10 protein-coding genes are annotated in these 12,665 nt (G+C 37.1%); 5 read left to right on the top strand and 5 right to left on the bottom strand.

Annotated elements, in window-relative coordinates:
• Positions 1–14 precede the first annotated feature (14 nt).
• Entirely contained in the window at positions 15–815 is an 801-nt protein-coding gene (locus K319_RS0110380) for an AraC family transcriptional regulator (RefSeq protein ID WP_027383606.1), read from the bottom strand.
• A 165-nt stretch (positions 816–980) separates the two neighbouring features.
• Here K319_RS0110380 and asnS point away from each other — a divergent pair, with 165 nt between their 5' ends.
• The 5 genes from asnS to K319_RS0110405 all read left to right on the top strand — a co-directional run bounded on the left by asnS (position 981) and on the right by K319_RS0110405 (position 7,716).
• The gene (asnS, locus tag K319_RS0110385; protein WP_027383607.1) at positions 981–2,429 is read left to right on the top strand and encodes an asparagine--tRNA ligase; all 1,449 of its coding nucleotides are present in this window, start codon (positions 981–983) and stop codon (positions 2,427–2,429) included.
• Positions 2,430–2,577: 148 nt separating this feature from the next.
• The gene (gene rpoN / locus K319_RS0110390) at positions 2,578–4,041 is read left to right on the top strand and encodes an RNA polymerase factor sigma-54 (protein ID WP_027383608.1); all 1,464 of its coding nucleotides are present in this window, start codon (positions 2,578–2,580) and stop codon (positions 4,039–4,041) included.
• Between the two features lie 194 nt (positions 4,042–4,235).
• Positions 4,236–4,895, top strand: coding sequence for a succinate dehydrogenase cytochrome b subunit (locus K319_RS0110395; RefSeq protein WP_027383609.1), 660 nt, complete (start codon positions 4,236–4,238; stop codon positions 4,893–4,895).
• Between the two features lie 14 nt (positions 4,896–4,909).
• Entirely contained in the window at positions 4,910–6,919 is a 2,010-nt protein-coding gene (locus K319_RS0110400) for a fumarate reductase/succinate dehydrogenase flavoprotein subunit (protein ID WP_027383610.1), read from the top strand.
• Positions 6,920–6,942: 23 nt separating this feature from the next.
• Complete coding sequence (locus K319_RS0110405; protein ID WP_027383611.1) at positions 6,943–7,716, top strand: succinate dehydrogenase/fumarate reductase iron-sulfur subunit; 774 nt, start codon at positions 6,943–6,945, stop codon at positions 7,714–7,716.
• Between the two features lie 102 nt (positions 7,717–7,818).
• Here the strand turns inward: K319_RS0110405 and K319_RS0110410 are convergent, their stop codons facing one another.
• The 4 genes from K319_RS0110410 to K319_RS20185 form a co-directional block, all read right to left on the bottom strand.
• Positions 7,819–8,040, bottom strand: a complete 222-nt coding sequence (locus K319_RS0110410) for a hypothetical protein (protein ID WP_027383612.1) — start codon at positions 8,038–8,040, stop codon at positions 7,819–7,821.
• Complete coding sequence (locus tag K319_RS0110415; RefSeq protein ID WP_027383613.1) at positions 8,030–9,298, bottom strand: DUF2851 family protein; 1,269 nt, start codon at positions 9,296–9,298, stop codon at positions 8,030–8,032. The genes K319_RS0110410 and K319_RS0110415 overlap by 11 nt, the downstream gene beginning before the upstream one ends.
• A 210-nt stretch (positions 9,299–9,508) precedes the next feature.
• Positions 9,509–10,663 (bottom strand): N-acetyl-alpha-D-glucosaminyl L-malate synthase BshA, encoded by a 1,155-nt coding sequence (bshA, locus tag K319_RS0110420; protein ID WP_027383614.1) that lies wholly within the window; start codon positions 10,661–10,663, stop codon positions 9,509–9,511.
• A gap of 139 nt (positions 10,664–10,802) precedes the next feature.
• The gene (locus K319_RS20185) at positions 10,803–12,554 is read right to left on the bottom strand and encodes a glycoside hydrolase family 3 protein (RefSeq protein ID WP_051230605.1); all 1,752 of its coding nucleotides are present in this window, start codon (positions 12,552–12,554) and stop codon (positions 10,803–10,805) included.
• Positions 12,555–12,665 lie beyond the last annotated feature (111 nt).

Here is a 12,665-nt window from a genome sequence, read left to right on the forward strand (position 1 = left end):
TAAAAATCCAGAGCCTATTTCAAAATATTTCTGTATTTCAGCGGCGTAATTCCAATATTTTCTTTGAAACATCGTATAAAATGACTTTGATCCGCGAATCCACATTCCAAAGCAACTTCAGACAAAGAATCATTTTGATTGAGAAGAATCAATGATTTTTCAATTTTTAATTTTCTGATATAATTTCCCAAGTTGCATTGGAAATATTTCTGAAAATCACGACTCAGATGCATCGGATGAATATTCAAAATTTGTGACAGTTCTGTGAGATTCAATTTATCCGTAAAGCTTTCGTGAAGAATTTCATCAATCTGATTGACCCAAATCGGCTTCTTTTCGGAAGAACTTTTCTGATTGGATAATTGGCTGAAAAGATTTAGTAAAATTTGATTAATGCTAACTTCAAAAGAATTATCATTCAGTTTCGATTCTTTGAAAACCTGATAAATCAATAATTTGAGAGAAGGATTTTTGATATTGAAACTTCCTTCAACACTATCCTTTGAAATCTGAAATTTCCCAAACCATTCTTCCGAAATTTCAAGATGAAAACCTCGGGTGAAAATGTCCGGTTTTGTGTTGTAGTGTGCGTCCTCCCAATGGTGATAAAGTAAAGTCCCGGCAGAACAATCGTAGATTTCTTTCTTGTTCCCTTCCGTCATATTTCCCTGAAGCAGGAATGTGAAATATGGATTCTCGTGATAATGCCAATCGACAAAAAGATGCGTGTATTCCGTATCCGTAATGGTCAATCCATCGAAACTGATTTTCTCATTGGTCTGTCCGAAAAATTCACCATTACGAAGCGTATTCATTTTTTTAATTTAAACATAAATATCAGATTTCCAAACTTGATAAACAAATTTATATTTAATTCTATATCAATATGGTAGTTTTTATACATATAAGGTTGTCTTTTTTTCCTAAATTTGCACTCACTTAATTTTAAAACAGAAACTTTCCTATAAGTTTATACTAAAATGAAACGACAGACAATTAAAGACCTATTGGCAGATTACAAAAAAGTATTACATCACGACATTACCGTTCAGGGTTGGGTTCGGGCTTTCCGTTCCAATCGCTTTATCGCGCTTAATGATGGTTCTACGATTAATAATTTGCAAATCGTGGTTGATTTTGAAAATTTTGATGAGGAAACCATCAAGAAAATCAATACGGCTTCGTCTTTGAAAGTTGTAGGTGAAGTGGTGGAAAGCCAAGGCGCTGGACAAACCGTGGAAATCATTGCTAAAAAAATTACGATTCTGGGTGATAATTTCTTCGAGGATCTGCAATCGACGATTCTCCAACCAAAGAAGCACAGTTTGGAAAAATTGCGTGAACAAGCGCATTTGAGATTCAGAACCAATGTTTTTGGTGCAGTTTTCAGAATCCGTCACTCGGTGAGTTTTGCAATTCATTCTTTCTTTAATCAAAATCAATTTTTCTACATCAACACGCCAATCATCACCGGAGCTGACGCAGAAGGCGCTGGCGAAATGTTCGGTGTTACGAATTTTGACCTTAATAACATACCGAAAACCGAAGGAGGGGAAATCGATTTTTCTCAGGACTTCTTCGGAAAGAAAACCAACTTGACGGTTTCCGGTCAGCTGGAAGGTGAAACCGCTGCGATGGGATTAGGTAGAATTTACACGTTCGGACCGACTTTCCGTGCTGAAAATTCTAACACAACGCGTCACTTGGCCGAGTTCTGGATGATCGAACCTGAAGTGGCGTTCAACAATCTTGAAAATAACATTGACCTTGCTGAGGACTTCCTGAAATATGTGATCCAATACGTTTTGGATAATTGCAAAGACGATCTGGAATTCCTTAACAAACGTTTTGAAGAAGAGCAGAAATCGAAACCCGAGAAAGACAGAGCAAAAGAAGGCCTGATAGAGAAACTTAAAAATGTGGTTGCAAAACGTTTCAAAAGAGTTTCTTACACAGAAGCAATCGAAATTTTGCTGAATTCTAAGGAGAATAAAAAAGGTAAATTCCAGTATCCTGTTGAAAAATGGGGAACAGACCTGCAGTCTGAACACGAAAGATATTTGGTGGAGAAACATTTTGAAACTCCAGTTGTTCTTTTTGACTATCCGAAAGAGATCAAGGCGTTCTATATGAAACTGAATGACGATGGAAAAACAGTTGCCGCAATGGATGTTCTTTTTCCGGGAATCGGAGAAATCATCGGTGGTTCTGAAAGAGAATCAAGACACGATGTTCTTCTTGAGAAAATGAAGGACTTTGGTGTAGACGAGCATGAACTTTGGTGGTATCTAGACACCAGGAAATTCGGTTCTGTGCCACATGCCGGATTTGGTTTAGGCCTTGAAAGACTGGTGCTTTTCGTAACTGGAATGACAAACATAAGAGACGTGATTCCTTTCCCAAGGACGCCTAAAAATGCTGAATTTTAAGTTCAAAATAAAAGTAAAAAACCTTCAGAGATTCTGAAGGTTTTTTTATGTCAATAATCATATATCAAAAATCGTGCTAAACTTGTTGTTTTTACAAAATAATTTTATAACTTCGTAAAGTTGACTTTAATTGACAAAGAACAAAATTATGCTAAAGCAAAATCTACAACTTAAACTCGGACAAAAATTAGCCCCTCAGCAAATTCAGTTGATGAAGCTGATACAGCTTCACACTTTAGAATTTGAAGAAGAGCTTGAAAGAGAATTGGAAGAAAACCCGGCTTTAGAAAAAGTAGCGGATGAAAGTTCCGAAGAAGAATATCCAAAAGCTGACGAAGAATATGAAAGCGAAGGCAGTGAAAGCATCGAGACGGACTTCGATGTGGATGAATATCTTTACGATGACGAGCCAAGTTATAAAACCGCTTCCAGCAACTATTCCGCAGACGATGAAGAATTTGACAACCAATCTCTTTTAACAGAAGGGCAAACACTTTACGATTATCTTTTGGAACAGATCCGTCTTTCAAGCATCGATGAAGATGATCTGAAAATCGCAGAATACCTTATCGGGAATCTTGACACAGATGGCTATCTGAGAAGAGAGATCAAATCAATTGTTGACGACCTTGCTTTTTCACAGGGTGTTTATACAACACAGGAGAAAGTGACCGATATTTTGGAAAATTATGTCCAGAAACTGGATCCGCCAGGTGTTGGAGCTAGAGACCTGAGAGAATGCCTTCTTTTACAAATCGAGAAAAAAGTAAGCTCTGATTCTGCAGTGATTTTGGCTGGAAATATCTTAAGAAATCAATTTGACGCGCTTGCAAACAAGCATTACAACAAAATCCTTCAGAAATATGATATCGATGAAGAAGATCTGAAAGGCGCTTTAGATGAGATCTCAAGACTGTCTCCAAAAGTTGGTGGAAATTTTGACACGCAAACCATCACTATCAATCAAGAGATCATTCCTGACTTTGTAATACAAGTAAAAGATAATCAGGTAATTCCAACGCTAAACAATAAAAACGCTCCTTCTCTTCGTGTCTCCGACGAGTACAAAGAGATTCTTACAACTTATTCTCATGACAAAAAATCTGCAGAGCATAAGCAAGCCGCGCTTTTCATCAAGCAAAAATTAGATGCAGCGAAATGGTACATCGATGCCATCAATCAAAGACAGAATACATTATTACAAACCATTACGGCAATCGTAAAACTTCAGAAAGATTATTTCATTACCGGAGACGAGAAAAACATCAGGCCAATGATCCTTAAAGATGTTGCTGACATTACAGGATTTGATATCTCTACAATTTCCAGAGTGGTGAAAAGCAAATATGCTGACACTCCGAACGGAATTATCTATTTGAAAAACTTGTTCTCAGATTCACTAACCAATGATGATGGCGAAGAAGTTTCCACCAAAGAAATCAAACAACACCTGCAGGAAGCCATTGATAAAGAAAATAAGAGAAAACCTTATACCGACGACGCTCTTGTAGGAATTTTAAAAGAAAAAGGCTACAATATCGCAAGGAGAACGATTGCCAAATACAGAGAACAGCTCAACATCCCGGTTGCGAGGTTGAGAAAAGAATTATAAAAGCCTATCCCGAATTATTTTTTCGGGATTTTTCTTTTTTATATGACATAAAATAATCACCAAATCAGAAATATTGTTAACATTCCATTAAAGTTATTTAGAAACATTACAAACTATGCATTTCTGACATTTCTCAATATTACTTGAGTCAACTATTTTCTAAATTTGTGAAAATTCAAAACAACAACAGAATTATGGCAGGTATTACGTCTTCTATCGGGAGAAAATATGCTATGGCACTTTCAGCAATGTTTTTGCTGATTTTTTTGGTAATGCATCTTTCCGTTAATTTATTATCAGTTTTCGGACAGACCGCTTACAATAACGCCTCTCAATTTATGGGATACAATCCCTTGATCCAATTTTTGATGCAGCCTATTTTGATGGCCGCCGTTATTTTCCATTTCGTAATGGGATTTGTATTGGAAATCAGAAATAACAAAGCTCGTCCAGTCAAATATGCAATGAATAAAGGAGAAGCAAACTCTTCCTGGATGTCAAGAAATATGTTGATCACAGGTGGTGTAATTTTGGCATTTCTGGCGTTACATATGTATGATTTCTGGTATCATGAGATGAATTACAAATATATCGAAGGGCTTCCGGTGGAAGAAAACCGTTTCTGGGGAGATCTGCATAATAAGTTTGGAAGCATCTGGAGAGTTATACTTTATATTATTTCATTCGTGCTTCTGGGACTTCACCTGGCACACGGGTTCCAGTCATCGTTCCAATCTATAGGAGCGAGACATCCTAAGTATACGCCATTTATCAAGGCTTTTGGGAACTGGTATTCTGTACTTATTCCTTTGGGATTCATTATCATTGCAATTTATCACTTCGTTACTCAATAATAACAAAATAAATTATGGGTTTAGATTCAAAGATTCCTGCTGGTCCACTTAAGGACAAATGGAAAAATCATAAAGATCACATGAACTTGGTTGCGCCAAACAACCGAGACAAAATAGACATCATTATTGTTGGGACAGGATTAGCTGGCGGTTCTGCCGCTGCAACTCTTGCTGAACAAGGCTATAATGTAAAAGCTTTCTGCTACCAGGATTCTCCGAGAAGAGCACACTCTATTGCTGCTCAAGGTGGTATCAATGCTGCCAAGAATTATCAAGGTGATGGGGATTCAACATACAGATTATTTTACGATACCATCAAAGGTGGGGATTACCGTGCAAGAGAAGCAAACGTTTACAGACTAGCAGAAGTTTCTGCCAATATTATTGACCAATGTGTTGCGCAAGGTGTTCCTTTTGGACGCGAATACGGTGGGCAATTGGATAACCGTTCATTTGGTGGAGTTCAGGTAAAAAGAACGTTCTATGCAAAAGGACAAACCGGACAACAGTTATTGTTAGGGGCCTATTCTGCAATGAGCCGTCAAATCGGTAAAGGCAGAATCCAGATGTTCAACCGTCACGAGATGCTAGACCTAGTTATTGTTGATGGAAAAGCAAGAGGAATCATCGCAAGAAACCTTGTAACCGGTGAAATCGAAAGACATTCTGCTCACGCAGTAGTCATCGCTTCCGGAGGTTACGGAAACGTATATTTCCTTTCAACCAATGCAATGGGTTCAAACGTTTCCGCAGCTTGGAAAATCCATAAAAAAGGGGCATATTTTGCAAATCCTTGTTATGTGCAGATTCACCCGACCTGTATTCCGGTACATGGGACTCAGCAGTCTAAATTGACTCTAATGTCAGAATCTCTTAGAAACTCGGGAAGAATCTGGGTTCCTAAGAAAATTGAAGATTCTGTGGCTATCAGAGAAGGAAAACTGAGACCAGAAAACATCAAAGAAGAAGACAGAGATTACTATCTTGAAAGAAGATATCCTGCATTTGGAAACCTGGTTCCTAGGGATGTTGCTTCCAGAGCCGGAAAAGAAAGATGTGACGCAGGTTACGGAATCGAAAACAATGATACGAAAGAAGGCGTTTACCTGGATTTCTCTACAGAAATCATGAAAAAAGGTAAAGAAGCCGCTATCGAAAAACATATTCATAATCCAACGGAACAACAGATCTATGACCTTGGTAAAAAATGGATTGAGGAGAAATACGGTAACTTATTCGTAATGTACGAGAAGATCACTGCTGACGACCCTTACAAGACGCCAATGAAAATCTATCCAGCGGTTCACTACACAATGGGCGGTGTTTGGGTTGATTATAACCTTCAATCTACGATTCCTGGATGTTTCGTCATTGGAGAAGCGAATTTCTCAGACCACGGTGCCAACAGATTGGGAGCTTCTGCTTTGATGCAAGGTTTGGCAGACGGATATTTCGTTTTACCTTACACCATTGCTGATTATCTTTCTGCAGATATCAGAACAGGTAAAATTCCAACTAATTCACCTGCATTTGATGAAGCGGAAAAAGGAATCAAAGAAAAAATAGATTTCTTCCTTAACAATAAAGGAACTCATTCTGTTGACCATTTCCACAAACAATTGGGACACATCATGTGGAACAAAGTGGGGATGGGAAGAACACCTGAAGGACTGAGAGAAGCCATCAAAGAAATTGAAGAAGTCAGAAATGACTTCTGGAAAAATGTAAAAGTTCCTGGTGATGCAGATAACCTGAATCCGGAATTGGAAAAAGCTTTCAGAGTTGCGGATTTCTTGGAATTAGGACAACTGATGGCTATCGATGCGCTTAACAGAAATGAATCTTGTGGAGGACACTTCCGTGAAGACCACTCTACGCCTGATGGAGAAGCAGAACGTGATGATGTGAACTACAAATATGTAGCTGCGTGGGAATATAAAGGAGCAGACATCAACCAGGAGGTGATGCACAAAGAGGAATTGGTGTACGAAAACATCGAAGTTAAAGCAAGAAGTTACAAATAATCTCCATCCAAAAATATATAAATATGAGTGCAAAAAAAGGCCTAAATCTTACGCTGAAAATTTGGAGACAAAAAAATAATAAATCGAAGGGACAATTCGATACCTATAAAATTTCTGATGTTTCTACGGATTCTTCATTCTTGGAAATGTTGGATATCCTGAACGAGCAGTTGATCAACGAAGGGAAAGACCCTGTAGCTTTTGACCACGATTGTCGCGAAGGGATCTGCGGAATGTGTTCTCTTTACATCAATGGTAGAGCGCACGGTCCGGATACAGGAATCACGACCTGTCAGTTGCATATGCGTCATTTCAGAGATGGCGAAACCATTCACATCGAACCTTGGAGAAGTGCTGCTTTTCCGGTGATCAAAGATTTGGTTGTTGACAGAAGTGCATTTGACAGAGTGATGGCCGCAGGTGGATTCGTATCTGTGAATACCTCTGGAAACACTTTGGACGCCAACGCGATCCCAGTTCCGAAAGAAGATGCCGACAAAGCTATGGATGCTGCGGCTTGCATCGGCTGTGGTGCTTGCGTAGCGAGTTGTAAAAACGGTTCTGCGATGTTATTCGTAGGTGCAAAAGTATCACAGTTCGCATTGTTACCTCAAGGTCGTGTAGAAGCAACGAGAAGAGTTCTGAACATGGTAAAAGCAATGGACGAAGAAGGCTTCGGAAACTGTTCCAACACCGGTGCCTGTGAAGTAGAATGTCCAAAAGGCATCTCTCTGGAAAATATCGCTAGAATGAACAGAGAATATATTACGGCAAATATCTCTACAGCTAATCCTTAAATAAGAGACATTAGATTATAGAGGTCAGATTTTAGACTTCTTTTGAAATATAATAGATCCGATTGAAAATTCAATCGGATTTTTTTATTCAGAATTATAAATTTACAAATCAAAAACACTTGGTCGTTTAGTCACAACACAATCTTTTATCCAAAGCAAAAAAGCCAAAGTAAGATAGAAAATAAAGAAAATCCCGGCAGTTGCAAACGTGGAATAGATAAAAAAAACACGAAGCTTGGAAACAGGAATTCCTAATTTGGTCCCATATCTTGTAAGCACTCCAAACCATTCTCTCTCGAATCTGTGGCGAATATTATCTATCATTATTCAGTAATTGAAAACCAATACCGCAATTTAAGCATTTTTTCTGAATGCAGAATAATTTGTATTGATAAAGAAAAGCTTGCGTCTGCAGGGCATTTTCAAACTTCATTCCTAACTTTTTCCATTCGTCCAGGATAGAATTCTTTTCAGGTTTCATCTGTTTATAAAAATCAAAGATATCATCTATGATTTCAGGATTATGATTTTTATGATAGAAATATTTCAGTGGTAAAATCGTGTTAATGATAATCAAATCGATGAAATCCTGACTTAGATATTTCTTGTTCTCAACTGACGAAATTTTCCCAAAATTGAAACGATTATCCCAATATTCGGAAGCCTTAACACATTCAAAAATTTTATATAGGTCATCAATCGATCTTGCATCAATCAGTTTTGAAAAAAGATTCGGTTGAGAATGATAAAGATTCGCCAACTGTGATAGTCTGATTGTCGGAAAATTTGGAGGGCGAAGTTTGGAAAATTTTGGATGAATCCTAAAATCAGATAAATTGAATTTCACTTTCAAAAAATCAAATTCCCGTTTCCAGATTTGCATTATCTCATCTTCGGGAACATCCAAAAACCCACAGATCCCAAAGAATAAAGCTTCTAAATGAATATCATTTTGTTTGATTTTCTGAATCACGGAAAAATCCAGACTTTCCGCCATTTGAAGAAAGATATCTGCATTCACCTTCAACCCGAAAGTATAAACCAGATTTTGAAAGAGAACCGCTTCATAATTGTTTTGATTCTTGCTCAAAGATTCTTCAAAGACTTGTAATTTGACTTCTAACTTCTTGAGCAAAATCGTTTCTTCAAAAAATAAAGGAATTCTATTTTCATCAAACAGCTTTTCACAAGCAATGAAAGAATGTTCCTGACTCAAATTTTGGTGTTTCTGAATCAGTTCTTCATCAATATAATTTTTGAGTTCCAAAGTTGGAATATTCTGATGTTCCAATACAGGGATGTCACAATCATTAATATAAACAGCATGAAGGATCAGATTCTCAAATTCAGGATTTCCCGAATGGTTGTGAAAAAACCAATCGGAAGCTTTGGTATGGATCTCAATGTTTCCGGCAAAAATAATGTCGTCAATCCTGATCTTTGCAAAGAGAAAATCCGGACCGGAATTCTTGTTCCATTCTCCAAATTCTAAGATTTCTATTTTTCGCTCATCCGTAGAGACAAAGTCAAAGTTCCGGAATTTCTTAAAATTCCAGAGATATTGTAATATTTCTTCATTCATTTGTGTTTGTGATTTTTCGTTAAGCAAAAAACCCTTTCAAAGTAAAACTTCGAAAGGGTTAAGTTATAAAAATATTTTAAATGTGGATTCGAAAATTTAAAATAATACATCAGACACTTCGGCTTCGCTCAATGTGACATCTCTTATATTAAAGTTATCAGCATGAGCAGAGTGTCGAAGATCTGTCATATATGAAAGATAAATATTCTATCAGACTTCTTTATATTTCGCTTCCTCAAACTTTGCAATTGTATTCTCATACATCTCAATATAGATCGGGAGAATATTTTTCAAATCAAAATGGATTGCTTGAGCTTTAGCATTTTTTTTCATTTCAGCAAGAAGATTTTCATCACTCAAAAGCTTGATACAATAATTGGACATCGCTTCTACATTTCCGGTTTCTGCCAAAAATCCGGTTTCTCCCTGAATATTAACTTCCGGGATTCCACCCGCATTACTACTGATAACAGGCGTTCTAGCTGCCATCGCCTCCAACGCTGCCAAACCGAAACTTTCCTGTTCAGACGGCAGGAGAAAGACATCCGAAAGCTGAAGGATCCTGTATAGATCATTGACTTTTCCGAGTAACTTGATTTCACCGATCAGTTCCGGATTATTTTCCATGAACTCGGAGATCTTTTCCATTTCCGGACCTTCGCCAATGATAATCAGTTTTGATTTTACCTTTTTGGTGACATTTTTGAAAATCTCCAAAACATCCTGAATTCTCTTTACAGGGCGAAGATTGGAAACATGGATCAGAATTTTCTCATCGTCGCTAGCAAATTGTTCTCTCTGGCAGGTTTTGCAATCTTCATCAAAAACAGAATTATCAATAAAATTGGTAATTACCTGAATTTCTTTCTGAATATTGAAAAACTGTAATGTATCTTTTTTCAGACTTTCAGAGACTGAAGTTATCGTATCACTCTGATTGATAGAAAATTCTACAGCATGTTTGTAGCTTGGATGTTGTCCAACCAAAGTAATATCTGTTCCATGAAGTGTTGTCACCAAAGGGACATCTTTATGCTCGGCCTTCAACATTTGCTTTGCTGTAAAAGCTGCATAAGCGTACGGAATCGCGTAATGAGCGTGAAGAATATCCAACTTGTAAAGGTTCACCACACGATAGATCATCGATGACAATGCGATATCATAAGGTTGATATTGGAACAGCGGATACGTCTGAACGTTGACTTTATGGAAAAAAATATTCGGGTTTGTGACATCCAAACGTGCTGGTAATGCAGAACTTATGAAATGGACCTCATAACCTTTGTTCGCCAGAGACATTCCTAATTCTGTTGCCACAATTCCGCTTCCGCCGTAAGTTGGGTAGCAAAGTATTCCTATTTTCATTTTTTATTTCTTTAAACCACAAAAGATTTATTTTAAAAATTCTCACAGATTTCGCCAATCCAGCAGGTGAAAAATTAAAATCTGTTTAAATTACAAAATCTGCGAGATATAAATCTTTAAAGTTTTTGCGGCTATAAATTTACTCAATTACAGTCTTATATTTTTTTGTTTCTGAGCTATTTTTTCTATCAGTTTGATTGGTTGAAATTTTCGCCCCGACATCCATTCCCATTCCGAATTTCAAATTATCATTCACCAAAACCGGAAGTCTTCCAGAGATTTTTGTCTGTCCAAGAATTCCGTTAGCTGTTGCCTTCATCGAGTCGTCATTATTTTCATAAGAAATCAAAACTGTGGAAACCTTCGAGATATCAATATCCTTCAAAGCATAAGGACTTCCGAAAACATCCAGAATGACAGTTTGATTTTTACTTAGATCTGATAAAATTTTCTTGCTTGCGTCCGAAATTTTGTAGGGTTTGTAAGCTGTAGAATTATCTTTGTGGAAACCTACAATCACTTTTGAATGAGCAGGAATTGTATTGATTTCGTTAGCTTTTTTTACAATGACAGTTGTTCCTGTATTGATCTGGGCGAGGAAAGTTTCATAAGCTGCTTCTTCTAAAGGAATGTAATAGTAAGTTTCTTTGCAATCGAGAGGCAAAAGTCTTTTTTCGTCTTTGATCAATGTCAAAGCATTCGAGTACATTTTCTGAACCAAAGCAGAATGTGAGGCATTATTCAAATCATCGTTCACATTTTCCGGATTGATGTTATTGTATTGGTTTATGCCTAAATAATACTTGGTCAAAAGAATTTTTTTAACGCTCTCCTCTACTCTATCTTGGGAAATTTCTCCGTTATCAATTGCTTTTTGAATCAACTTTTTCCCAGTCGAAACATCTTGTGAAAACAACATAATATCATTTCCCGCTTTGAAAGCCAATGCGTCTAATTCCCCAGCCTTGAATTTATTGGCAACAGCTCCCATATTCAGTGCATCTGTGATGATCAAACCTTTGTAACCAAGCTTTTCTTTTAAAAGACCTGTCACTATTTTTTTAGAAACCGAAGCCGGGATTCCCTTTTCGTTTTCCAAAGTCGGAACATAAAGATGCGCAACCATTACACCGCCAATGCCTTTATCCATCAATGCCTTGAAAGGTGCTATTTCAGTTTTTTCCAAGCGTTCCAAGTTGTGAGAAACAACGGGCAAATCCAAATGCGAATCTGTAGAAGTGTCACCATGGCCCGGAAAATGTTTAATAGCAGCCAAAATTTTATTATCCTGTAAACCGTTGGAATATGCCAAAGCAGAATTCACAACATTATTGACATCAGAACCAAAACTTCGGTTTCCGATAATCGGATTATTTGGATTGGTATTGACATCCACAACCGGTGCAAAATCCCAATTGATTCCCATCCTTTTACAATCCTCGGCAATTTTTCCAGCCATCTCATAAACCAGATTTTTATCCCGAATTGCACCTAAGGTTATCGCCCAAGGAAATTTATGCGCTTTTGCAATTCTTTGAAATACCCCCCATTCTGCATCCATTCCTATCATCAATGGTACTTTTGATTTTGACTGGAACTCATTTACCAGATTGATTTCTCTCGCCGCATCATCCTGCATCAGGATCAATCCCCCGATTTTATCCTGTATTACAATATTTCTTACATAAGAAATATGAGCTTCATCCTTGTTGGTGTAAAGTGCTACAATGAACAACTGTCCCAACTTCTCATCCTGTGAAAGTGATCTATAAGTTTTATCGACCCAATCATTCGCTTTCTTAATATCCGAACTGGAAATATTTTTCGGCTGATACTGAGTGAAATAAAATTGGGAAATAAAAGTTATTATAAGAAGACTTAACTTTTTCATATTTTGAAAATCTAAAATTCAGAAAGTTTCCATAAAGATATTAATTCCACGGAAAAAAGCTATTTTTATGGTCTGTATTTTGTAATTAAATTTTAACGTAAATATTTAAAA

Source organism: Epilithonimonas caeni DSM 17710, from assembly GCF_000426465.1.
Classification (GTDB): Bacteria; Bacteroidota; Bacteroidia; order Flavobacteriales; family Weeksellaceae; genus Epilithonimonas; species Epilithonimonas caeni.